The 21395-nt window shown below is 67.5% G+C and carries 35 protein-coding genes and 1 pseudogene; 6 read left to right on the top strand and 30 right to left on the bottom strand.

All coding sequences use genetic code 11. The features are described from left to right. Window positions 1–22: 22 nt before the first annotated feature. The 4 genes from ACFLIM_RS38905 (at window position 23) to ACFLIM_RS38890 (ending at window position 2587) form a co-directional block, all read left to right on the top strand. On the top strand, window positions 23–523 hold the full coding sequence (locus ACFLIM_RS38905) for a hypothetical protein (protein ID WP_393173697.1): 501 nt from the start codon (window positions 23–25) through the stop codon (window positions 521–523). Window positions 524–834: 311 nt separating this feature from the next. Continuing rightward, window positions 835–1179: a hypothetical protein gene (locus tag ACFLIM_RS38900; RefSeq protein WP_393173695.1), complete on the top strand. Its 345-nt coding sequence runs from the start codon at window positions 835–837 to the stop codon at window positions 1177–1179. Between the two features lie 220 nt (window positions 1180–1399). After that, window positions 1400–2194, top strand: a complete 795-nt coding sequence (locus ACFLIM_RS38895; protein WP_393173693.1) for a LuxR C-terminal-related transcriptional regulator — start codon at window positions 1400–1402, stop codon at window positions 2192–2194. A gap of 33 nt (window positions 2195–2227) precedes the next feature. Next, window positions 2228–2587, top strand: coding sequence for a hypothetical protein (locus tag ACFLIM_RS38890; RefSeq protein ID WP_393173691.1), 360 nt, complete (start codon window positions 2228–2230; stop codon window positions 2585–2587). A gap of 17 nt (window positions 2588–2604) precedes the next feature. On the opposite strand, the gene ACFLIM_RS38885 is transcribed toward ACFLIM_RS38890, so the two are convergent. The 10 genes from ACFLIM_RS38885 to ACFLIM_RS38840 all read right to left on the bottom strand — a co-directional run bounded on the left by ACFLIM_RS38885 (window position 2605) and on the right by ACFLIM_RS38840 (window position 6587). Continuing rightward, window positions 2605–2901: a hypothetical protein gene (locus ACFLIM_RS38885; protein ID WP_393173689.1), complete on the bottom strand. Its 297-nt coding sequence runs from the start codon at window positions 2899–2901 to the stop codon at window positions 2605–2607. A gap of 5 nt (window positions 2902–2906) precedes the next feature. Further along, entirely contained in the window at window positions 2907–3638 is a 732-nt protein-coding gene (locus tag ACFLIM_RS38880; RefSeq protein ID WP_393173687.1) for a hypothetical protein, read from the bottom strand. A gap of 73 nt (window positions 3639–3711) precedes the next feature. Then, a complete protein-coding gene (locus ACFLIM_RS38875) occupies window positions 3712–4089 on the bottom strand; it encodes a DUF6283 family protein (RefSeq protein WP_393173685.1) in 378 nt (125 codons plus the stop codon). Beyond that, entirely contained in the window at window positions 4086–4277 is a 192-nt protein-coding gene (locus ACFLIM_RS38870; RefSeq protein ID WP_393173683.1) for a hypothetical protein, read from the bottom strand. Before ACFLIM_RS38870 ends, ACFLIM_RS38875 begins: the two co-directional genes overlap by 4 nt. Further along, the gene (locus ACFLIM_RS38865) at window positions 4274–4771 is read right to left on the bottom strand and encodes a hypothetical protein (protein ID WP_393173681.1); all 498 of its coding nucleotides are present in this window, start codon (window positions 4769–4771) and stop codon (window positions 4274–4276) included. The genes ACFLIM_RS38870 and ACFLIM_RS38865 overlap by 4 nt, the downstream gene beginning before the upstream one ends. Then, entirely contained in the window at window positions 4771–4974 is a 204-nt protein-coding gene (locus ACFLIM_RS38860; RefSeq protein WP_393173679.1) for a hypothetical protein, read from the bottom strand. The genes ACFLIM_RS38865 and ACFLIM_RS38860 overlap by 1 nt, the downstream gene beginning before the upstream one ends. Next, the gene (locus ACFLIM_RS38855; RefSeq protein WP_393173677.1) at window positions 4971–5384 is read right to left on the bottom strand and encodes a hypothetical protein; all 414 of its coding nucleotides are present in this window, start codon (window positions 5382–5384) and stop codon (window positions 4971–4973) included. Before ACFLIM_RS38855 ends, ACFLIM_RS38860 begins: the two co-directional genes overlap by 4 nt. Then, on the bottom strand, window positions 5381–5617 hold the full coding sequence (locus ACFLIM_RS38850; RefSeq protein ID WP_393173675.1) for a hypothetical protein: 237 nt from the start codon (window positions 5615–5617) through the stop codon (window positions 5381–5383). Before ACFLIM_RS38850 ends, ACFLIM_RS38855 begins: the two co-directional genes overlap by 4 nt. Then, window positions 5614–5913 (bottom strand): hypothetical protein, encoded by a 300-nt coding sequence (locus tag ACFLIM_RS38845; RefSeq protein WP_393173673.1) that lies wholly within the window; start codon window positions 5911–5913, stop codon window positions 5614–5616. The genes ACFLIM_RS38850 and ACFLIM_RS38845 overlap by 4 nt, the downstream gene beginning before the upstream one ends. Beyond that, a complete protein-coding gene (locus ACFLIM_RS38840; protein WP_393173671.1) occupies window positions 5910–6587 on the bottom strand; it encodes a hypothetical protein in 678 nt (225 codons plus the stop codon). Before ACFLIM_RS38840 ends, ACFLIM_RS38845 begins: the two co-directional genes overlap by 4 nt. 2 nt (window positions 6588–6589) lie before the next feature. Here ACFLIM_RS38840 and ACFLIM_RS38835 point away from each other — a divergent pair, with 2 nt between their 5' ends. Further along, complete coding sequence (locus ACFLIM_RS38835; RefSeq protein WP_393173669.1) at window positions 6590–6715, top strand: hypothetical protein; 126 nt, start codon at window positions 6590–6592, stop codon at window positions 6713–6715. Window positions 6716–6812: 97 nt separating this feature from the next. Here the strand turns inward: ACFLIM_RS38835 and ACFLIM_RS38830 are convergent, their stop codons facing one another. From ACFLIM_RS38830 to ACFLIM_RS38820, 3 genes and pseudogenes are all read right to left on the bottom strand, one after another. Next, window positions 6813–7442, bottom strand: a complete 630-nt coding sequence (locus tag ACFLIM_RS38830; RefSeq protein WP_393173667.1) for a hypothetical protein — start codon at window positions 7440–7442, stop codon at window positions 6813–6815. Between the two features lie 60 nt (window positions 7443–7502). Then, window positions 7503–7868, bottom strand: a complete 366-nt coding sequence (locus ACFLIM_RS38825; protein ID WP_393173917.1) for a hypothetical protein — start codon at window positions 7866–7868, stop codon at window positions 7503–7505. Between the two features lie 272 nt (window positions 7869–8140). Continuing rightward, window positions 8141–8380: pseudogene (locus tag ACFLIM_RS38820) on the bottom strand (hypothetical protein); the annotation flags it as partial. 225 nt (window positions 8381–8605) lie between these two features. Here ACFLIM_RS38820 and ACFLIM_RS38815 point away from each other — a divergent pair. Continuing rightward, window positions 8606–9097 carry a hypothetical protein gene (locus tag ACFLIM_RS38815; protein ID WP_393173665.1) on the top strand — a complete coding sequence of 164 codons (492 nt, stop codon included), beginning with the start codon at window positions 8606–8608 and terminating at the stop codon, window positions 9095–9097. Between the two features lie 227 nt (window positions 9098–9324). On the opposite strand, the gene ACFLIM_RS38810 is transcribed toward ACFLIM_RS38815, so the two are convergent. The 17 genes from ACFLIM_RS38810 to ACFLIM_RS38730 all read right to left on the bottom strand — a co-directional run bounded on the left by ACFLIM_RS38810 (window position 9325) and on the right by ACFLIM_RS38730 (window position 20620). Next, complete coding sequence (locus tag ACFLIM_RS38810) at window positions 9325–9504, bottom strand: hypothetical protein (RefSeq protein ID WP_393173663.1); 180 nt, start codon at window positions 9502–9504, stop codon at window positions 9325–9327. Between the two features lie 357 nt (window positions 9505–9861). Continuing rightward, complete coding sequence (locus ACFLIM_RS38805; protein ID WP_393173661.1) at window positions 9862–9993, bottom strand: hypothetical protein; 132 nt, start codon at window positions 9991–9993, stop codon at window positions 9862–9864. A gap of 240 nt (window positions 9994–10233) precedes the next feature. Beyond that, window positions 10234–10884: a hypothetical protein gene (locus ACFLIM_RS38800; protein WP_393173659.1), complete on the bottom strand. Its 651-nt coding sequence runs from the start codon at window positions 10882–10884 to the stop codon at window positions 10234–10236. Beyond that, complete coding sequence (locus tag ACFLIM_RS38795; protein ID WP_393173657.1) at window positions 10884–11441, bottom strand: DUF6349 family protein; 558 nt, start codon at window positions 11439–11441, stop codon at window positions 10884–10886. The genes ACFLIM_RS38800 and ACFLIM_RS38795 overlap by 1 nt, the downstream gene beginning before the upstream one ends. Then, window positions 11431–11781: a hypothetical protein gene (locus ACFLIM_RS38790; RefSeq protein WP_393173655.1), complete on the bottom strand. Its 351-nt coding sequence runs from the start codon at window positions 11779–11781 to the stop codon at window positions 11431–11433. The genes ACFLIM_RS38795 and ACFLIM_RS38790 overlap by 11 nt, the downstream gene beginning before the upstream one ends. A gap of 80 nt (window positions 11782–11861) precedes the next feature. Further along, the gene (locus ACFLIM_RS38785; protein WP_393173653.1) at window positions 11862–12353 is read right to left on the bottom strand and encodes a hypothetical protein; all 492 of its coding nucleotides are present in this window, start codon (window positions 12351–12353) and stop codon (window positions 11862–11864) included. A 13-nt stretch (window positions 12354–12366) separates the two neighbouring features. Then, on the bottom strand, window positions 12367–13134 hold the full coding sequence (locus ACFLIM_RS38780; protein WP_393173651.1) for a hypothetical protein: 768 nt from the start codon (window positions 13132–13134) through the stop codon (window positions 12367–12369). Continuing rightward, a complete protein-coding gene (locus tag ACFLIM_RS38775) occupies window positions 13134–13610 on the bottom strand; it encodes a DNA-directed RNA polymerase subunit alpha C-terminal domain-containing protein (protein WP_393173649.1) in 477 nt (158 codons plus the stop codon). Before ACFLIM_RS38775 ends, ACFLIM_RS38780 begins: the two co-directional genes overlap by 1 nt. 50 nt (window positions 13611–13660) lie before the next feature. Then, on the bottom strand, window positions 13661–14089 hold the full coding sequence (locus ACFLIM_RS38770) for a hypothetical protein (RefSeq protein ID WP_393173647.1): 429 nt from the start codon (window positions 14087–14089) through the stop codon (window positions 13661–13663). 64 nt (window positions 14090–14153) lie between these two features. Then, a complete protein-coding gene (locus ACFLIM_RS38765) occupies window positions 14154–15236 on the bottom strand; it encodes an N-6 DNA methylase (RefSeq protein ID WP_393173645.1) in 1083 nt (360 codons plus the stop codon). 69 nt (window positions 15237–15305) lie between these two features. Then, on the bottom strand, window positions 15306–15524 hold the full coding sequence (locus ACFLIM_RS38760) for a hypothetical protein (protein ID WP_393173643.1): 219 nt from the start codon (window positions 15522–15524) through the stop codon (window positions 15306–15308). A 432-nt stretch (window positions 15525–15956) separates the two neighbouring features. Continuing rightward, window positions 15957–16262 carry a hypothetical protein gene (locus ACFLIM_RS38755; RefSeq protein WP_393173641.1) on the bottom strand — a complete coding sequence of 102 codons (306 nt, stop codon included), beginning with the start codon at window positions 16260–16262 and terminating at the stop codon, window positions 15957–15959. After that, window positions 16259–16501 carry a hypothetical protein gene (locus tag ACFLIM_RS38750; RefSeq protein ID WP_393173639.1) on the bottom strand — a complete coding sequence of 81 codons (243 nt, stop codon included), beginning with the start codon at window positions 16499–16501 and terminating at the stop codon, window positions 16259–16261. Before ACFLIM_RS38750 ends, ACFLIM_RS38755 begins: the two co-directional genes overlap by 4 nt. Next, the gene (locus ACFLIM_RS38745) at window positions 16498–17181 is read right to left on the bottom strand and encodes a hypothetical protein (RefSeq protein ID WP_393173637.1); all 684 of its coding nucleotides are present in this window, start codon (window positions 17179–17181) and stop codon (window positions 16498–16500) included. The genes ACFLIM_RS38750 and ACFLIM_RS38745 overlap by 4 nt, the downstream gene beginning before the upstream one ends. Before the next feature lie 112 nt (window positions 17182–17293). Then, complete coding sequence (locus ACFLIM_RS38740; RefSeq protein WP_393173635.1) at window positions 17294–17686, bottom strand: hypothetical protein; 393 nt, start codon at window positions 17684–17686, stop codon at window positions 17294–17296. Between the two features lie 67 nt (window positions 17687–17753). Beyond that, entirely contained in the window at window positions 17754–20231 is a 2478-nt protein-coding gene (locus tag ACFLIM_RS38735; protein WP_393173633.1) for a UvrD-helicase domain-containing protein, read from the bottom strand. 119 nt (window positions 20232–20350) lie between these two features. Then, window positions 20351–20620: a hypothetical protein gene (locus tag ACFLIM_RS38730; protein ID WP_393173631.1), complete on the bottom strand. Its 270-nt coding sequence runs from the start codon at window positions 20618–20620 to the stop codon at window positions 20351–20353. Between the last annotated feature and the right edge of the window lie 775 nt (window positions 20621–21395).

The raw sequence follows: 21395 nt of genomic DNA, 5'->3' as shown, positions 1-21395 counted from the left end.
AAGAACCGAAGGAGGCAGGCACATGCCGCAGTCGTCACCGCAAGACGAAACCCCCGTCCTCCCGCCCGACGCCGCCCTCATCCAGCGACTCCGCACCGACCGAGGACTCGAAGGACCCCTGAGCGTCGCCAAGTGTGCCGAGATGCTGGGCACCTACACCACCAAGCCGTTCAGCGACCGCTCCTGGTCCGCCTACGAGCAGGGCAAGAGGCCCATCCCTGACCGGGAGTTCGTCCTCATGGCCCTCGTCGTCGGCGCAACCCCGGACGACGTGAAGGCGGCCGGCCGCGCCAAGGCCAACGCGCTCCTACGTCAGGAGATCGACCGGCGCCGCTCACCTGCTGTGAGCGGCGCATCCAGGACAACGACCGAGCGGATCGACCAGGCCATCGCAGAAATCCAGGCGCTGCCCTTCGCCCCGGAGACGCGGGAGGCGATGGTCGCCGTGCTCCTGCAGCAGGTAAACACCCTGCTCGATCTCCACAAGCAGCAGGTGCAGATCATGCGGCACGAAACGCCGTGACGTTACGGATGACGGCGTCGTTATATTACGGACGCCAAAAACTCAGTAAATCCGGATGGATTACCTGACAACCAAACCCATGCGGAACGCGTCGTAGCCCGATAAGCAGGCACTTTGCACACCATCACGGACGGCACGTGTCTGCATGGCCGACATTAGCCATGACAAGTTTTGGTCATGATTTTCCCTAGACGGGTGGCATTCCGAAGCTTTACTACTAATAGTCATCCCGTTCCACAGCCGTCAGCGGACCCTACGGCCCGCCGCAGTTGGAACGGTTCAGCAAAGCCAAACCGTCTTGGAGCACCTTCATGCCTACGTTCAACCGTCTGCGTCTGCCCGCCGCCGCCCTCGCCCTGGCGCTGCTCCTGTCCAGAGCCACGGCCGCCTACGCCGAGACCCCGACCGAACCGACTGACATTCCGACCGCCGTGCAGACCGCCCCCACCCCGACCAGCACGCCGACCAGCCCCGGCGTCACCAAGACCGTGACCACGTCCACCCAGACGGTCACCAATCCTGACGGCAGCAAAGTGATCACCAAGACCAACATCGTCACCACTGTCACCGTCACCACCGTCCCGGCGCCGGACTCGACGGACTCCCCCGCAGTCACCCCGCCGCTGGACTCGTCCAACACCACAGGTGGCATGTAACAGAGCGACACCCAACCAACCCAAGCCGAGGCGGTTCCCCAAGGATCTCCTCAACCTGCCCGACCCCCCGAGGACACCTCTCGTGCCATTCCTTAGGGACAGCGATGAGCTGCGCCTATACAAGTATCTGATCGACAACGGACCCACTCCTGCAGAGAACCTGCACAACGTCGCACAGGACCCAGAACAAACTCTGGACTGGTTACGCGAACGAGGGTTCGTGATCGGGGACCCGCCCCGCGCTCGCCGCCCACGCCACGCGCTGAACCCGGCCGTAGCTGAGGCGGCCTACACCCTGGACCGCCTGACGCAGCTCATGCAGGATCTCGACCAGCGTTACGAGGCCAGCGGGCACTACAGGAGCGCGGACGAAACCGTGTCCATCCTGACGAGCCGCGAAGAGGTCACCAGCGTCTTCGACGTGCTGCAGAGCACTGTCAGGGCCGACTGGATGCAGCTCATCACGGGACCGTTCTTCCCTCTGGCCCCTCCCCTACCTCCCGAGCGGAGCACCGTCCCCCTCGTCGACCTCAATGTCCGGAGGCGAGTGGTGTACGAGAAAGAGGTCATGTCCAACCCGGCCGTCATGGAGGGTCTGCGCACCACCCTGCGCTGGGGAGGGGCGCAAATCCGGTTCACCGAACGGCTGCCGACGAAGTTACTCATCGTGGACAGCGCCGTAGCGCTGACGCCGCATCAGGAGCGGGGCGGCGAGCTGCCCATGCTGATGATCAAGTCGGCCCCGCTCATCGCAGGCCAGATCGCCCGCTTCGAGGAGGAATGGGAGAGGGCGATCCCGTACAACGTAGACCTCTCCCAAGCACCCAAAGAGCTGGACGTGCAGGACCGCAAGATTCTGCAGCAGGTCGTCGCCGGGGAAACCGACAAGGTGATCGCCCGCGTATGTGAGTGCTCCCCGCGGACCGTGGGCCGCTCCATTCAGCGGATGCGCCAGCTGGCAGGCGTGGCCACCCGAGGGCAGCTCATTCACTACGCAACGAAGAACTGGCTGTAGCCGTAACCCACCGTCACTACTGGGGGATTTCCTATGCTGCACACCGATCGCGCCTTGGTAATATCCGTGACCGTCACCGTGCTCGCCTGGATCGCGGCGGGGGCCGCCACCGGCTGGGTCACCCTCAACCCGTTCCTGTCCTATCCCGCGATCTACCTGCTGTGGCTGCACAGCTTCGCGATCGTGGTGACCATGAGCACCGTGATGCTGGTCGCGCTGCGGGCCTTCCAACGCCTGGTCGGCGACACCAAGCGGGCGTACGCGCTCGGGTTGGAGCACGGCATCGACATCCGGGGCTCGATCGCGATCCCCCGCCACGAAGACCTCGGCGATTCCGCGCCGTCGGCCTCTGAAACGCAGAAAGCTCCGGCGGCGGCCGGAGCTTCCCAGTGACAGTTCGACGGGGAGATCTACTCTTCCTGCGTGAGGTCCGACACGACTTTCAAGAGGGTGTAGAGAGTGAAGCCCTCTCCCTGGGGGTCGGCCTCCTTGGTGATCTCCACCATGCGGCGGCGGGTCACCAGGGACTTCTTGTCGCTGGCAGGCACCCCTTCGGGCCGACCCGCCGCGGCGACGAGGGCTTCGTTGAACTTCTCGGTCGCCTCACCGATCGCCTGGTAGTAGGCGTGGGCCGCCTCGAGGAGGGCCTTCTCAGCGGCGGCTCTCTGATCGGCCGGGGGGAGCCGCCCGGGGTTCGGGTTATTCATGAACATCATTCTGCCATACCTCGTTTCGTTTTCGCGCCGACCTTGCGAGATTGGCGGCGTCTACCCACCAGCTCGGCCACGTGCTCCTCGTACTCCTCCCAGGTCCACAAGCTGCCGCACCCGCCCACGTCCTCACGCGCGTCACACTCGATGTACCGCTCCCCCGCCACCCGGAACAGCGCCCGCTTGCCGCACGCCCGGCACGGCCCGACGAGATCCTGCACGTGAACAGCCCACGGCGCGAGCCCATGCGCCCACCGGCGCAACGCCCCAACCTCGCCGATCATGTCGTCAATCCATGGCTGGCCGGTCGCCCAGTCCAGATGCCGCAGCAGCCACGCCGACAACTCGTCGACGTCCGCCCGCTGGGGGTAGACCAGGCCACGTTGCTCAGCGATCAGCCACGCCCAGTTCTTCAACGTCGACGGGATCGACGGCGGGCCGATCTGGTCGTCATCGTCGCCGTGGATCGGCGTCGCCCCCTCGTGCAGCATCGACAGCACATCGAGCCGCGGCGGCGTGCCGGCCTCCTGAGAGCCGGACACCTTGTCCCCGCCGCCCTGGCCCGGCGTTTTGTGCTGCTCCAGCCACCGCGTGAGCAGCGGGGTGATCTCCGTGTCGCGTCGCAGCCTGGTCGTGCAGGTTGCGCAGATGAGGCGCCCGTTCGCTGCCTGGCGGGGTTCACCCCGTCCGCAGCGAGGGCCGATGCACAGCGGGTTCGTGTCGGTCTCGGGCAACGCTGTCCTCCAAAGTCCAAGAGGGGCAGCGAGCCGTACCGCTATTGCAAGCAATACGGCTCGCATCATCGGACTACGGTACGTCCTCCCTGGTAGCGGCGCCGTTCGCCTCGGCCATCGCCTCGTACGACTCGTACAGCTGCGGCCAGTTGTCTCCCCGGTCCAGCGCCTCCATGGGCAGCCTGCCGTCCATCACCGCGAGCCTCACGCCCATGTGATTGTGGCCCTCTACCGCGAGCCAGCCTGCGCACGCCAGGTCCTCGCCCGTGCCCGGGCTACCAGCGTGACATCCGAACATCGGGGTGCCCGGCAGCGGCGGGATACCGGCCGCGTCCGGCCGGCACGTGGAGTGCAGCTGCTCGTACCGCTCGGCGGGGAACTTCCCGGGCTCGGCCGTGACCTGCCAGGGGCATTCTCGACATGGGTACTTGCGGTGGGGCATGTCGCTCATTCTTCGTCCTCTCGCATGATCTGGATGAGGTTGATGACCTCTTGGCACTGGTGCTCCAGCGCGTGTCGCTCCCCGGGCGTCATCTCGGCCAGGAGCGCGCGGGCGTGGTCGACGTCCCGCTCGGCCATGGCCAGCAGGACCTCTGTCTCCGCGTACGGCGTGCCGTACTTCTTGTCTTCGACGCTCACGCTGTCGCCTTCCTCTTGGCCGGGCGCGGCTTGGCCACCGCCACCTGACCTTCCACGCAGAAGCACGCCAGGAAGCCGCCGTCGTACTCCTCCGCGAGGCGAAGGGTGTAGCGGACACGGTCGTACTGACACACCAGATCCACCTCGAGGTCGGGGTCTGCGGCAAACTCCATGCGACGGTCGCAGCACGGCAGCTCGGTCTCCACGTGGTCGGAGCCCTCTTCCTGCCTCGTGTGCCGCTGCACGATCATCCCGGCTTCGAGCCGATCCACGGCCACGGGCCTGCTCGCCGAGATGACCAAAGGCGGCGGCGCCGCCGGTGCGGCCACCGTGTTCCGCTTCACCACGTTGTACCTTCTGGTGTCCAGCGCCACGAGCAGCCGGTCAGCCATGCGCAGCCGGTCGTCCTCGCTGGTCGACGGCCCCAGCAGGTCGTCAGCGCCCAGCTCGTCGGCCAGCACGTGCCCCGCCTCGGACCACGTCGAGGCGCCCATCACACGACCCCGTACTTGTCGTCAATCTGGTCCCAGACCTTGACGCCGAGCTCGACCACGGCCTCGGGGTCGTCGAAGAAGTCCAGCGCCCAGTTCAGCGGGTTCGGCTCGTCCTGGGCCACGGCGCAGGCCGCTGCGGCGAGCTTGACCAGCTCGCGCACCTGGTCGTCGGTGAGACCCAGATGGGTCAGGTCGACACTCACAGGGAGTTCCTTTCGGCGACGGTGAGGGGGAACCGGGCGGCGAGCGTCCGGATGATTTCGAGGGCGACGCGCCGGTCTTCGGCCTCGTCGTGGTCCTCGATGTAGCCGTAGGTCTTCCGGCCTTTGTCGGCGTCGAAGTCGTAGTCGTGGTACTCGACGTCGAACAGCTCCGGCCGGTTGGGCATGTGGTCCTGCCAGTCGTCGCCGTAGTGGGCGGCGTCCTTCCGCACCTCGTCCAGGACCTCGCGAACCTCGACCCACGCCCTGGCCAGGGCGATCGGGTTCTCGTACTCGCCGTTGATCGTGGTGGCCTGTATGTAGGCCCGCTCGGACAGCGCGCCAAGCCGGGCGCACAGCAGGCCGGCCACCTCGGCGATCTCGTCGCGGGTAATGTAGCCGTGCGCGCTCATCGGCCCTCAACCGCCTTCAGGTGCTGCTCCAGCCTGGCGACCTGGATGCGAAGCGCGTCGATCATCTCGAACAGCTCGTGGACCCTGACCGCCATATCGGAGTTCGCGCTGTCGGCGTTGACCCGGTGGCGCGCCACGGCGTCCGACAGCATGTCCACGTCGTGCCGTACGTCGTCGGCGGCCCGCTGCGCGTCACGGGCGGCCGAGCAGTCCAGTCCGTAGCCGTAGCTCATGCCTGTACTCCTTCTTGGGCTTGTACGAAGCGGGCGTTGTCTGGGTAGCGGTGCCGCCACTCGGGCGGCACGGTTCCCTGGTGCCAGAGGTTCCGCGTCGTGGCCGTCCGGCCGTCGTGGAACGCGATGTCGAAGCGGCGGCCCCCGTGTCCACGGAAACCGCCGGTGTTGCCGCAGATCGCGTAGTGCTCGCCGTCGACCACGACCCTCGCGGCCGGGTCGACGGCCCCCTCCAGGTAGCCGCCGGGCCCCCAGAAGACCAGGACGTCCGTGGGCTCCTCCTCGCCGGGCATCACCTACGAACTCCCTGCGTGATGGCGTCGCGCACGTCCCGCACGCAGCGGGCGTCGCCGAGAGCGGTGTGCTTGGTCGCCGGATCCTGCGTGACGCCGACGATCTCCCACGCCAGCACGTTCGTGGCGCCGTCGAGCCAATCGTGCACGTACGGGGCGACCTCGGCCGCGAACGCCTCGTCCACCTTGCCGTCGTAGGCGGACAGACGGCCGTAGACGTAGCCGGTCAGCGTGGCCCGGATGTCCTCCATCCGGTGCGACGCCGTGAACGCCTGCCCGTTCGCGTGCAGGAACGCGCGCAGGAAGTCCCGGTCGTGGCGGGGGTTGTTCGCCACGATCGTCGCGCCGTCGAGGTGCCGGGCGAGCTGGAGCGCCATCTTGTCCGCCGTCACGTTCTCCATGACCGTGCCCTCGGCGGCGTCGGCGAACTCCGTCCCGCACATCAGCTGCACGCCTACGCCGACCGGCAGGTGAGAGACAAGGCTCCTGTCGTAGTACTTGTTGATCTGCAATGCCTTGGGGTCGGCGGTGGTGAGATCGGGCCTCACCTGCCACCAGAACTCCAGGTCCCCCATGTCAGGGAAGTCGGTGTCGCGGATGATCAGCGCGGCCTCCCAGAGGTGGCCGAACTCGGTGTCGAGGTGGGTCGACTCCGTGTCGAGAATCGCGTACTTCATGGGTGTCCTTCCTGCAGGTGTTACAGCCCGGCGAACAGGTCGAGCTGTCGGGGTTCGACGGCTTCCTCGGCCTGGCGGGCGAGGTCGCGCGGATGGGTTCAGGTGTCTTGCCGACGTCGCGGCAGTAGCTCACGCAGGTCCGGGTTGAGGGGTGGGCGGGTGGCCCGGCCGCGCGCCGGGCCACCCTGAGGTGTCAGTCGTGCGGGTGGATGTCCTGCACGGGTATTACTTGCCAGCCTTTCCGCTTGCGTCAGTGGGCTGGTCCTGGGTCCAGTCCGTCCAGCCGGTGCCGTCCATGCCGATCCAGTCGGGGTTGACGACACGCATGCCGTTGCAGGCGATCCCGACGATGTAGCCGACGTTCTGGTGCGCGGTGTCGTCCTCGGCGGGCTGGACGCCGCAGACCGGGCAGGTGATAGTCAGCCACGTCACGATCGACGTGGGGCACTCCTCGATGCCGATGGCCAGGTTGGCGAGGTAACCGGCGTCGTCGACGAAGAACGTCTGGTCGTCGAGGACTTCCCGGTCGCAGGCGCTGAAGAAGTTGTTCTCCAAGTCGTCGACCCACCGGTCCTCGTGGGAGGCGATGTAGGAGGACAGCTCCTGCGGGGTCACTCCGACGTGGACCTCGAACTCCGTCTCCCAGTCGTAGGTGACCAGCTCCTCGACCCGGATCCGGACCTTGCGGGTCTCGCGGGGCAGGGCCTCCTCCACCTCGTACGGCGGGATCGGCATGTAGCAGCGGCGGTCCGTGACGGTGGTGTGGTCCCACAGGTCGGGGCGGCCGTCCTTGGCCTGGTTGCGGATGGGGCCGCTGCACGTGGTGCAGGTCGATTCCGTGTTCTCGATGTTCACGGTTCTCCTTCGTGGGTTGGGATGAAGGGGCGGGCGCTGGGTGGCGCCCGCCCCGAGGGGTTAAGCGTTGAGGGCGCGCTGGCCGCCGGATCCGACGCGGGTGCCGCCGAGGTCGGCGCGGTCGCCTGCTTCGCGGCCGGCGTAGTAGGCGGCCGTGTCTCCGACCTTCCGCGCCTTGATGTTGCCGGTGTTGGGGGTCATGCGGTCGAAGTAGTCGTCGACGGCGGCCTTGCGGTCGCGCAGGACGAGGTCGGTGGAGCGGCCTTCGACGTGTGCGGCCGAGGAGGTGGCTGCCTTGTTGGCCTCGCGGAGCTTCTCGCCGACGCGGCTGGCGAACCCGGCCATGAAGCTCTTGCGGGCGGTGCTGAGGGTCTTGCGCCCGGTGGGGGTGACGCGGGCGACTTCGTTGAGCATCTGCAGCGACACAGGGAGGCGTAGAGCATCGCGACGACCTCGAGGTCGCTCTGGTGGCCGGAGACCATCAGGTAGGTCTTGCCGGAGAGCTTCCACTGCAGGACGCGGCAGTTCTTGGCGCTGGTGATGGCGGTGAGGAGGGAGACGTGCTCGGCCTGGTGGGTCTTGTCGACGACGAGGGGGAAGCTGCTGAGTTCGTCGGTGATTTGTCCGGCGGCGGCGAGGTGGGCGCGTTCGATGCCGTACTTGGCCATGAGCTTGTATGCGCGCTCGCGGTAGGTTTCGGCTTCTTCGGGGCCGGTGTTGGGGTGTTCGGCGACGGAGAGGAGCTTGCGGATGAGGTCGAGCTTCTTCTCGGGGGCGGCGGTCACGTGCCTGCCTTTCTGGGTTGGTGCTTGCCGTTTTGCTTGCGTGAGTTGGGTTTGCTCACGTTCGCTTACGTTTGGATCTTGGCCATTCTTGCACGTTCGTTCCGAATTCGCAACGACCCCTAAAACGTGCTGAAACGTCCCCTGAGCGGCCATGACGCGCGGAACGATCAACCACCCGCGAACCATGATCAACAACGCTTACGCTGGCTCTGAGCGTCACGCGTGCACGCTTTCCGCGTTACGCCGGAGGGCGTTCGCGCGCATCCGCCGCCCCCCACGGCCACCCAAAACGCAAGCAACGTCACTTGCAGAAAGAACCGAAGCACGGAAAGGTGGAAGGCGACACCACACCCGCCCGCCAAGGAGACACCGCCACCCATGGCCCGCTCAACCACCGCCACCGCCGCCCGCAAGGCACTGGTCAAGCAAGCGGAACAGCAAGCGGGATCTCGCGTGCGCACCAAAAGCCGCCAGGACAAACCCACCCTCGCCGTCCGCATCAGCTACCACACCAACGAACGCCTCACCCCCGCCAACGAAAAGACCGGCCTCGGCGTCTCCGGCATCGTCGAAGCCGCCCTCGTCGACTACCTCGACTTCCTCGGCATCCCCGCCGACGCAGAACCGCCCCGCAACCCAGACGGCAGCCGGCCCAAGCGGGAACGCACCGACAAAAAACGCACCCGCCGGACGAAAGAAGAGATCGACGAGGTCAGCATCGGTCCACGCATCACCCGCCAAACCGACAACCGGCTCACCATCGCCTGCCTGGACACCGGCACCGGCCCGCAGGACATCCTCGAAACCGCCCTCAAGGCATGGCTGCGCAAGCAAGGCATCCCGCTCTACCCGCAGACACCCGGCGCCTGACGACCGCAGGCTGAGCGGATTGAGGCGGCCGAGCTGGCGGGGGTTGCGGCCGGCGGGCCGGGCTGGCAGGCTCGCGGCCATGATCAGACACGGTGACACGGGCGGTTGGACGGCGAGCGTGGGCGGCGGCGTCCGCCACATGGGCGGCATGCGGCACATGGGCGGCTGGTAGCCCTTACAGCACGAAGGGCCCGAACCCGACAGAGGGGGTTCGGGCCCTCCCGTGGTTACGGCTGCGGGTTGCGGCCGAACCAGCCGAGCAGGCCCCACAGCGTGACTCCACCGGCGGCAAGGCCGGTGAGGAGCGCGGCAGGCCATGTTGAGCCGTCCGCGAGCATGAGGGCGGCGGCGATGGCGATGGCGGCGATGGCCGCGAGAACGATCAGGATCACACGTTCGGATGACATGTGGTCGGTTCCACCAATCTGTGAGCGGACACAATACGGCTAGGGCAGCGACCAGGCAGTGTGTTCGCCCTGGTCCCAAGTCGCCTATGGCTCCGTGTGCCTGTCTCTCTGGGGCGCCTCTCCTTCTCCCAAATGACGCTCTCGGTGGAACGGGGCTCATCGTACGAGAAAGCCCGAACCCATGTGGCGGATTCGGGCTTATGCGCCTGCCGGTGTCTACATGGTGGAGGTGGCGCGGGCGCGGCGGGCGCATGCGCGCCTTGCGCAGCTCGTTGCCGGGCTCCTCCCACGTATTCAGCGCGCCGTCCGGCTCAAGCATGAGGCGGTGCTAGCCCTTTTGCTTGCACCTCCTCCATTTCAGATGCGCTTGGAGCGCTTGATCAGCAGCTGCGCCTCAGCGTCGGTCAGCCGCCCGCGCTCGGGGACGCACCCGTGCTCGCACGGCATGCCCTCAGTCGCGCCCCACAGACGGCAGATCAGCGGACGCACCCGATACGCCTGGCAGGCCGTCGCCACCGAGGGCCGCGCACGGCTCAGCCTCAGTCACCGAGCTGCGCCTCTCCCGGAGCAGGGCCGCGGCCGACGTCGCCAGGGGGAACCCGCCTCGGCCATGCGCTGAGCCTCACGCTTACCTGCGGCGATCGTCGTGCAGTGCTCCTGACACAGGCCCTTGCAGCCCGCGTCCGGGACCTTCGCGGAGCAGGACGTCTTGCCGGTCCGTCCAGTCGCTCACAGCGCCGCCTTCGCGACCTGCTCCAGGGCCTCGCGCAGCCGGTCCAGGGGGACGCCACGCTCCCCGCCAGGACCCAGGCGGGCGATGATTTCCGCGCTGTCCAGCTGCTCGATGCGGGCCACCTCGTCCACCGGTTCGACCAGCGCGGCACGGCCGCCCATGACCGCCCACGTGGCAGCCACCTCGCCCTCCCCCTCGTCCGTGACGGCCTGGGCGTGCAGCTTGAGGAACGGGAACGCCGCGGCGATGGTCTCCCACTCGGCGGTCAGCTGCTCCACTGTCGGCCACTTGCCGACGTTGTACGTGGAGCAGCCGATCCGCCCGTCCCAGTCGCACCAGCCCTTCGGGCCGCCGATCCACGGCGACGCGATACGCGCGTTGTCCAGGTACTCCAGCTGCAGGACGCCCATCCGCTTACGCCATGCTGTCTTCGCAGCCCAACTGGCCTTTAACGCCTCGATTTCCCTACTGGAGGGCTCGACCGGCATGCCGTACTCGGCGGCCAGGCTCGTCACCGCGGCCTTCCATGCCTGGTCGTTGGAGGTCATGTACCAGTCGTCGGTGCGGATCAGGATCTCGTTGGCCTGCTCGCGCGTCACCGGCTCGCCAGCGACGAGGAGACGCGGCCACTTCGTCAGGTCGGTCATCAGGGGAACTCCAGATCAAGGGTCGGTTGTGGATCATTGTTCCGCTGCTTCTTGGCTTGGTAGTACGTGGCGGCCAGGTCGTAGCCGCCGCCCGGCGCCTTGCCGGGCATGTGCCGGGAGAACCGGGAGTCGGACCGTATGGTGACGATCGGCCCGCCGGCCTCCAGCCAGCCGGGCGGGTAGGCGCGTCTTATCTCGGCCAGCCACCGCTCGTAGTTCGTCTTCGGCTGTTGCACGGCGGGCAGGTCACGCCACCCGGGCCACGTGTGGTCGTGGGCGTCCTCCACGGCCTTGCTCTCGCTGGCGGTCTCGGGGCCTTCCCAGTCGCAGCCGAGACACCCGCCCCGGTAGAGCTGATGCCATTTCGGTTCGTCGACCACGCGGAAGAGCACAGTCGGTCGGTGCTCTGGCGCGGTCGACGTAACCGCGGGGTCGACTCTGCTTGTTCTGGCCCCGGGGTGCGTGATGTAGATCCGCCACATGCCGCGCTGCTGGTCGGCGGGTGCCTGGTCCACGGCGGCTTCGCGAGCGACGGCCCCGCGCGGCTCATTGCCCATCGGGCTGCCCCTGCTCGGCGAGCGACCACAGGGTCACCTTCACGGAGCTGCTGTAGTCGCCATCCTTGCGGGTGCCAATCTCGCGCCGTACCAGGCCGTCCCGTTCCAGGCTCTTCAGGGCGCTTTCAACGCGGCCGTAATTGGTCTCATCTAGCAGCAGCCCGACAGCTCGGGCGAGCATGTACGCGCTGGTCCGTAGATGCGGGTACCTGCGCAGGTGCTCCAACACCTGCGGCTTGACCTCGGGGTACAGGATCACTCGCCGGTCGACGTCGCCTTCCAGCTCCCGCAGATACCGCTGGATGGTCCGCTCGTGGACGCCGAGACGGTCACCGATCACGGCCGAGCTGGTGACGCCAAGGTCCAGGAGTTGCGCGGTTTGCTCTTTCCGCGCGGCTCGCTCCTTCCGTGCTCTCAGAGCTACCATCCCCGCCCACTCTCCAGGTCGTCGTCGGCGCGCACGCTGACGGACTCGTCGCCGGCCGCCGCCGCCATGACGGCTTCGACCGCCCCATCGACCGGCTGCAGGTGGGCCGCGGGCGGCTCCCAGTCGGGGCGGGTGGCAACCATGGCCAGGTACAGCCAGTCCGGCAGCTTGGCCCACGACTCTGGGTGGAGTCCGTGGCGCCGTTCGGTCACGGTCATCAGGCCGACCGAGCCGTCTGCTTTCCGGTTGGGTCCGCTCAGCTCGTACAGGCTCAGGTCCCAGCCGCCCTCGGGGGTCCACACCCACCGGTAGATGGCATCGCGGGGGAAGAAGTCGCGCTGGCCCGGCCGGATGATGGGCTCGGCGGCGGCGAACTCGTCTTCGACGGTCACCGTGACCTTCTTCCGGGTGACCGTCGTCCAGCCTTGCGTGGCCCGGGCCGTATCGGCGGCCGGCGGCGGGTCGAACAGGGTGTCGCTGTCCACGGTTGGTGTCCTTTCAGAGCAGGGCGAGTTGATCGGGCACGGGGCGCCGCGTCGCCCGCAGCAGCGGTGGAGGCTTGAGCCACGACGCCAGGTCGTAGCCGCCGTCCCACGGGTCGAGCTGGTCCGGGTTCGGAGGAGGGGGCGGGTCGAACAGGCCGGGCGGCTGGTCGTCGCCCTTGAGCAGCGCGTCGCACCAGCCGAGGACTGTCGGCAGGCCCCGGTCGGGGCCTGCGCGTTGCAGGTACGTGCCGTCGACGGAGCGGGCCCAGTCGACCAACCGGTAGCGCAGCAGGGAGTTGACCCGACCGACGTGCGTCCAGAGGCCGATCGAGTTGGCGACGATGCCGAGGTTCGCCGCGGCGTCCGACAGCTTCCACTCGGTGCTGCCGCCGATGAACAGGCAGTCGAAGTCGTCCCAGTCCCAGCCTGGGCAGAACTCCATGTAGTCCTGCGCGACCAGGGCGGCCGGGAGACCCATGGCGCGGATCTCCTTGAGCATCGGCCGTGACCGCGCCACGGTGGCGAACGCGTCGCCCACCTCGTCGGGCGCGGTCACGAACAGGCACCGGTCGGCGTACGGGACGAACCGCTCCAGGTACTTCAGGTACTTCCGGTTGCCGGGGTATCTGCCGCCGTACACCGCGTTGTCCACGCCGAACAGGCCCACGTCGGGCAGCCGGTTGCCGCTGGCGGGGTTGAGGATCGCCCCCAGCCGGCCAGCGGCGATCTCTGCCCGGATTGACGGGGTCGACGGCGGGGCGAGGTACAGCGGCGCGTACATCAGCAGCCCACCGCCAGCGCGAGGAGGATGATCTTGATTTCGGCGAGGGATCCGACGCCGATGTTCCGGATGTCGAGCAGGTTGTCATCGGTTCGCGCGGCCAGGTCGCCGAGCGTGTAGATGCGTTCCCGCAGGAGGCAGTTCATGGCGCGGGTCGACAGGCCGGGCATGACGTCGCGGATGTCACTGTCAAGGGGCAGGCCGGTTCGCTCGATGAGCTCGGCGAGGGTGGCTTCCGGTGGGCCGGCGAGCTGTTCCACGATCTGGTCGCGCCAGGCGCGGACCTGTGCGCCGTACTCGGCCGCCTCCTGGTGCTGGGAGCACATGCCGGGGTCGGCCGTGTCGCAGTCGAAGCAGTCGCCCAGCCAGGGGCGTTCCTCGGCCTGGTCGGCGTAGTCGCCGAGCCGATCGCAGATGTGGTCCCAGATCTCGCTCGTCAGGGTGGCGGTCAACATCTGGTTCGGGTCGGTAGGCATGCCGGGGTCCTTCAAGGTCAGGGGGTTGGTGATCGCTGGGGCAGGTGTCGTCACGCGTCCGTGTCGCCTCGGCAGATGCGGCACCACCGGTCGCGGGGCGCGAGGGAGCTGCAGTCGTAGCGGTGGGTGCCGTGGCTGACCAGCAGGTGGTGTTGGAAGGCGTTGATCGCGCCGCCCTGGTACAGGCCGGTCAGGTACGGGCTTTCGAGCGCGGACGTGTGCGGCAGGAGGCAGAAGACGTAGGCGTTGCCGATGGCCTGCCACCGAGCCCCGACGCCGACCGTGATCCCGGCGACGCGGACCTCCACGGACGTGCTGTCGATGGACACGTCGATGCCGTCGACGGGCTCGTGCTGGCTCACCATGTGGCCCGCGCACGGGTCGGGGCGCTGGCGGGGCCAGCCCACCCGCGTGTTGATTGCGTCGAGAGCTTCGACCACCGTCTCGGGGACGGCGTTGAGGACGCTGTTCCAGGTCATGCGGATCTCCTTCGAAGGGGGCGAGGGGCCAGCCGTACTGCAAGCAATACGGCTGGCATCAAAGTCAGTCCGAGACGCCGAGCATGGTGACCAGGGCGTGCACCTGCCGCGTGGCCTGGGCGATCGCGAAGCGGCTCATCACCTCGTGGTGGTGGTCCAGCACGCCTTGGCGGAACTCGATCGCCGGGGTGACGGTGTCGCCAGTCACGAGGGTGTCGCCGCAGAAGATCAGGACGTTCGGCCCGAGCCCCCAGACGATGGCGTTCACGGCCGAGCACGCCGTGGCGATCGGGTCCAGCTCCGCCATGTGCCACCCGAAGTTGGCGGGGTTCATGCCCTGCAGGCGCATCGCGAGCGATACGGCGCGGAACATGCCGCCCGTGCCGGCCGCCGGTTCGGCGAACCAGGCGCCCGGCTCGTAGTCGTCGGGCGTGATCAGGAGGCGGGCCATCATGTCGGCAAGCTCAGGCGGGGTGTGGATCTCGGCGAGCGCCCCCCGGGCTCCTTCGGACCGTAGGTTGGTGAGGAGGGTGCCGAGCATGTCGACGTCGCTCCGCATCGCCGGGTCGTCGTCGCCGGTGATGTTGAACAGGCCGCCTGTGATGGCAGTGTGCGTGACGGCGTGGATGGCGTCGACCACCTTCGCGGGCAGGTCCTCGTCTTCGTCCATTAGCCAGCTATGGATGGGGTAGGCGCAGGCAACGAAGTACGGCTGCCGCATCCACAGCGTCGCCCAGACGTGGCGGTGGAACTTCACCAGCTCGGCCTTGTCGAGGGACAGGACGAACTCCGCGACGTCCGTCCCGTCTACTGCGGTGCGTCGCAGCAGGACCAGGGTGGCGACGATGCCCATCGGGATGGCGATGCCGTCGCCAGCGTGCTGCCGGTGCCACGCTTCCGCGATCCGCTCGGCGAGGCTCGTCGGCGCGATGCGGTCGATGCGGGCTCGCTGCTGGCGCGGCGAGCGGAGGACGTTCGTCGCCTCGACCACCGGCTCCGGCTCGGGCGGGGTTTGTACGGCGGCCGCGAGGCCGGACAGGTGGATGGTCTCCTCCGGCGCGGGAAGGGTCGGCGCCGGGTCTTCGGGCTCGGTCGCGAACAGGTCGAGCTGGTCCAGATCTTTCGGGGGGCGCCGCTTCTTGGCCATCAGGATCTCCGTGGGTCGGTTGGGTGGGGGCGGCGGTGGGTGGCCGCCGCCCCACGGGCTGAGCTGGGGTCAGATGCTGGCCGGGTCTTCCGCGGTGCGGCACAGGTCCTTGTGCAGGTAGGCGATTTGGAACTGGTCGGCCTTGCCCTCGATCGCTGCGGCGCGGGCCTTCACCGCCAGCAGAGAGGCCGGGTCGTTCTTGTCGATGAGGCCGAGCTCCACGTCGTCCGGCAGCGGGTTGCCGGGCCGGGCGACCTGCAGGAACCACTTTCGCCAATCGCACCGCACGTATTGGGTTCAGATGGCATCATTGCGAACGTAGGGCCTGATATTGAGCCCATCCCCTCACAAAGGGTCGATGGGTTCCGAGGGCATGGAGTTCGCAGGGATGACGACTCCGACATCAGGCTCGATCACCAACCAACGGTTATGTCCGTGTGGGATCGAGTTGTCGTCGCACCTGTCACCTCTGCGCGCGCGACTTCTTTGATCTCGTTTCGCGAATCGAGACGAAGTACATGACGCCCATCAAAGCCCTACTAGTCACGATCGCCGTACTGATCGGCATCATCCTTGCCCAACTCGCGGGCTACCTCGCCCGAGCGGGTGGCACTCAGGCTCCCGCCGCTCTCAGCCGCGCCGGGATCGCGTTCGCTGGAACAGTAACTCTGACTCTATTGATCATGTCGAGTCTGGGGGTGCTGTGATACCCCGCGGACTCTAGCGACTGTCGCCGCAGTCGCAGCTGGTGACGTACGCCTCCACCTTCCGCACGATGGTCTGCGGCGTGATCTCCACGAGCAGCACGGCGTCGTCCGCGTGCCAGGGTTTGGCCAGCTGGTCGAGCGGACCGGCCGCGTAGTGGCGGCCGTGCATCCATTCGCCGTACCAGGTGGGGTTGCCGATGAGGGGGGGCGCGTTAGCGACGGCCAGGCCCTGCGTGCGGATGGTGTGGTCGTGCTCGCCCCAGCCTGGCGTTCCGGCGAGGACATACCGCTTCGCCAGGGTGATCTCTGTGGTGGTCACTGCTGTGGTCCCTTCGGGCAGTCGTAAAGGAGGTGGTCGTCCATGAGGGCGTCGAGCGCATTGATGACGCTCTCGCCGTAGCCGGGTTGGTGGCCGCTGGCCTGCTCCCTGCACAGGGGGCAGGTGACCGCGATCGTGAAGTTCTTCCAGTCGTGGAAGTAGCCGTGCTGGCGGGCCTGCCGGGCGATCTGCGCGCGGCCGGTCTTCGTGTTCGGGTTGGGGTTGGGGTTGGGGGTCACTCGTCGTCCTCGGCGGACTCGTCGTCCAGGTCCTGCGCTTCATCGGCCGCAGCCTCGAGGAAGCACAAATCGAAACCGCCCTCGTCGCGGAGGATCTCGTCGAGCAGCTCGGCGACTTCCTCCCGCGTCGGCACCGGGCCGGGCACCGGCACGTACACCGCGCACGAGCCGGGGCAGGTGTCTCCCGGCGCGGCGCCGCAGTGCCCGCAGGGCTTCTTCGCCGGGACGGTGTCGCGGACGTCGAACACCCGCTCGCCGGTCCAGCCGGACCACTTGCCCTCGACGGTCTCCTCGGTCTCGCCGGTGTCCGGGTCCTCGGTTTCGACGATCTTGTTGCCCTTGCGGCGCGCCAGGACGCACATCGGCTTCGCCTCAGGCAGGACCGCCCGGCCCTCCCGGGCCCAGAAGAACGCCGAGTTGACGCGGGTCGCGGCGGGGTTCTGCGCCATCATGCCGAGCGTGTTGCCGAGGGTGCGGTGATCCATGACGCGGCTCGCGTACACCCGGAAGGCGTCGATCAGGTCGGACCGCTGGGCCAGGAGCGCCGCTGCGCCCTCCCTCCCGGAGATCGCGGCCCTCTTGTCGGCGTGCTTGCGCGCCTTCCACTCCTCGCGCTGCTCAGGGGTGAAGTCGGCGCGGGGACGCTTCCTCTTGGTGGTCTTGCGGGTCGTGGTTCCCATGGGTTGGGTGGCCTTTCTCGCTTGCGTTTGTGCTTGCAGGATGGTGCTGGCCCCGGGTCGGGCCAGGGTTGTGCCGAGGCCGGCGGGGTGCCGGTCGACCGGAGATGGTTGGTCAGGAAGCGGCGGCAGCGGAGACGGTGCCGTCGTAGTCGGCCGCCCACTCGCGCATCCGCGCGACGAACTGCTCCCAGGTGCGGTCGCCGTCCCGGTCGCGGGAGAAGTGCCCGAAACCCGCCGTTCGGCCGCCCTGGTCGAGCTTCACGATCTGCTGAGCCCAGCCGTGCGGCGTGGCCCAGCAGTGGAACAAGGTCTTGCCGTCGTTGCACGGGATGTACTCCACCTTCGTGTCGTCGCCCATCAGGTGGAACTCCTTGAACGCGGCCACCGCGGCGTCGATGGCGGCCGTGGGCCTCTCGCCCTCGAACCGGCCGAAGCCGGGAATCTCGGCCTCGTATCGGCCCTTGCCGAAGGTCCTCACGTGCAGCAGGTCGGACAGTTTGGCCATGGGTTGGCTCCTATTGGTGGGGGGTTGCCTGACGCCAGCAATACTGCTCGCGTCAGGCGCGGGCGGGTTACAGGTAGTTGTCGATCCAGGCCAGGCCCGCGTTGTCCAGCACGTACTGGGCGCGGGTCACGGTCACATACGCGAGCATCGCGTCCTCGCGGCGGATCATACCGGGGCTCCCGTCGTCCTTCGGCTTGGGCTCGGAGAAGTCGTCGGCGACCTTCACGTGATGCCACTCGCGGCCCTTGGCCTTATGCGCCGTCGACAACACCAGGTCGGCGCGGTCCTCACTCGTCAGGCGGCCCACGATGTCGAGCACCACGTCAGCGCCGTGGGAGTCGATCAGCTTCACAAACGGCGCCAGGTCAGACCCGGCCTCCTCGTTCTCGCAGTAATCCTGAACCTCTCCCCAAGTCTTGAAGGCGTACAACTCCGGGTGAGAGCAGCCCGCACCGGCCTTGAGCTGGATTGCTGCCTCGGCCAGGGCGGCGATGCTCTTGCCGCCGCCGACCAGCGCGACGCGGCTGCCGTTCTTCATCGCGTCCATCGCAGCGGCGATCGTCGCGGCGTTGGTACGGCACAGCAGCGCGTCAGGCTCGGCCAGGGCGTCGATGCGAGAATTGATTTGCTCGAACCCGCGCAGCCGCAGCGGCGCGTCCAGGTACTCCAGCCACTTGTTCGCCTCCTCGGCCACAGCTGGGCCGAATCTGAAGCTCTGGGAGAGGGTGAGCCGCACACCGTCGAAGCCAGCCATGGCGTCAGACGAGCCTCTCCAGCCATAGATGGCTTGGCTTTGGTCTCCCACCAGGACCTTCTGCGCGTTCCGCTGGCCCTCGACGATCGCGGTCACAGGTGGATTGGCGTCCTGCGCCTCATCCATCAGCACGTAGTCGTACGGCAGTTGCGGGCCGGACATGGAGTAGATCTTGAGATAAACGTCGTGCGAGAAAGGCAGTTTGCCGTCCACCCTGGTCAGGTCTTCCCACGCCTTCATGGCGAGCAGCGGAATCTCCGCAGCAAGGACCCGCATCGTCTCGGGGTCGTCGAAGCCGGGGATACGCGGGACCGACTGCAGGAGGATGTTGGTGTGCGCGCTGTGGCAGAACTTCGCAACGGTGCTCATCACGATCCGCGCCACCACGGCGGGCGGGATGATTCCTCCGGGGACGTACAGCGGGGAGTTGATCCGGAGCAGCTTGGCGATCTGCAGGCTCGGCATCCGCGGGGCGCGCAGCCTGCGGGCGTACAGCTTGCCGACGGCTCCGTAGGCAAGGCCGTGCGCGGTCTTGCAGATCACGTCCTTCGGGAACGACTTCTCGGCGTCCTCCTTGATCGCCCGGTTGTAGGCGATGTACAGGCCGCGTCGTCCGGGGGTCGCGGCGGCGGCCATCTTCAACGTGCTCGTGTTGTGCGTCGGGATGCAGCCGGTCGTCAGGTACAGGTGATCCGGCGCGGTCACGCTGATGCACACCGCTTCGCCAGGCTCGACCGGCGTGATGGAGCGGATCGCCCGGAACGGTATAACGCGCGCATCGTCGCACCAGCCAGCAGCCTTGCGCTCCAGCCAGAACGGCACGAGATGCGCGGGAAGCTTGATCCGCATCCGGTACGCCAGCTTGTGCGTCGTCGGTTTCTCGACCAGCGTCGCCGTTCCGCCGAGGGACTGCACCAGCCAGCGGACGTCTTCCGCGAGGCGGGAGCTTGTGGTGACGAACTCGGCTGAGTCGCCGTTGCTGCGGTGCCCGTCAGAGTCGAGGAGACCGCGCAGCAGTTCCAGGCGCTGGTCTGCCGAGGCGAAGGCGTAGACCTGCGGGACGAACTTCTCGTGGCTCATCACGCCCCGCAGGCCGAGGCCCTTGAGGGCTTCCACGAGCGGGTTCCAGAAGCCGCGGTGGCCGGGCTTGGTCGTCCGACGCGCGCTGAGGCGGTAGTCGATCGGGCGCGTCGGGTTGGGGGTGGCTGTGACTCCCATCGGCTCAACGAGGGCACGGACGCGGTCGATGATCGGCGCGTCAGCCGTGGAGATCACCAGCGTTCCCTTGCCCAGCATGCCGTCGCCGAGCAGCAGCCCAAGGAGCCACGGGTCAAGCGGAAGCTCTGCCTCGGGAAGCTTCACCGGCTCGGGCATCGGCAGGAACCACCGGGCGCCGTTGCCAGCCGGCCGGGTGAGCCCGCGCTCAAGGATCTGGGCCGTGGTCAGGACCTCGCCCGGCGTGCCACGGTCGCGCCTCTTGTGGTGCTGCACGAGCCACCGGTGCTCGGCGTCCGCGATCACCGTGTTGCCGTCTGAGAGCCGGATGGCGTACAGCGGTCGCACGCCCTGGGGGTAGACGCCGGAGACGTCGTAGGTCAGCCCGTCACGCCCAATGATGGGGTCTCCGACTGCGAGTTCGGCGATCGGTCGCCACCCGGTGGGGGTGAGTACCGGCTGGTCGGCGCGCAGGGCCTTGCCCGCTCCCGCACCGGCCTCGACGACGAGGTTCTTGTCGCCGGGAGTGAAGGCGTCGACGATCGCGGTCTGCTCAAGGGTGGGCTTCGGTGCCATGTCGGTTCTCCTTGGGGGACGCCTTAGCGCTAGCTGTAGTGCTATCAATAAGGCCGGGTTGGGTTGGTGGAGGTGGGCCCGGCGGTGGGTGGCCGCCAGAGGCCGGGGGTCGTGCTGGGTCAGCCGGTCTGGTTGGCGAGCATTGCGTCGCGCAGCGTGGTGCCGTGGGTCATGGCGTGGTGGATCGCTTCCAGCGCCATGCCGCGCGGCCAGTCGAACTCCCGCATCAGGGCGGCGAGGTTTTCCATGAGCTGGTCGGTGACGCTGTCGTACTGGTCGGGCAGGATGCGCCGGTCCTTAGCGGCGGCGAGTCGGCGCAGCACGCTGAGCATGGTCTCGGCGATCTCGGCGGTGGTGGGGGGTTCCGCCTCGGGTGCGGGGATGGCCATGCTTGCCTTTCTGCTTGCATCAGTGGGCCGGGGCGGCTCCGGTGGGGGTTCAGGTGCGGCGGTGGGGTGCCGCCGCCTCCGGTGTTCCGCCGCATTTCCGCAGGTCAAGTTGTGTTTTGCTGAGATCATCTTGCCATAGAGTCGTCGCGTTTGCAAAACGACCCATTGACGATGGGAAACGCGCGTTTCAGAGCGCGCGTGAGCGCTTCCAGGAGCCCTCACGCCAATCACATGGAGACGCTCCGACTCTGGAATAGTGTCCGGATGCGCGTGAAGGTGGGCTAACGATCCATCCCGCCCTCCACCGACTCAGACAAGCCAGGTGGCCGCCCCTCCGGCACCATCCCGATTCCGGCTGCTGGCGTCCATTCATTATGGAAAATGCCCAGGCACAAGGGCACATCAGGCCAGGCTTGCACCTCTGTCGCCGCCCCGCTGCCGCTCCGTAGTGGGCCCACGGCAGTCGGGATGGTGACCCTTTGCGCCGCATCAGGGTGAAACACTCGCCGTACTTACGGTAGAACTAGACGATGCAATCGTGGTTGGAACGTTTGGTAGCTACAGCCAAGGACGAAGGCTGGGCCACTGACCGCGCTTCCCTGCTGAAGGTACAGACGACAGCTGCCATCTTGGGCTGGACCGAAGTACTGTCAACGGCCAAGTGCGTGTCGCCGCTGGTGGCCATGTAGAAGTCCCCGCCTCTTCGTAGTTGACTACTTCTTGATCAGGCGTGCTGGTGTCCTGGTTCGTGCCTGTTTCATCCGGAAGGACTCGC

Origin of the sequence: Nonomuraea marmarensis (genome assembly GCF_043197025.1) — a bacterium.
Lineage (GTDB): Bacteria > Actinomycetota > Actinomycetes > Streptosporangiales > Streptosporangiaceae > Nonomuraea > Nonomuraea marmarensis.
The sequence above is the reverse complement of the archived record's forward strand: the minus strand, read 5'-3'. Positions and strand labels throughout refer to the sequence as shown.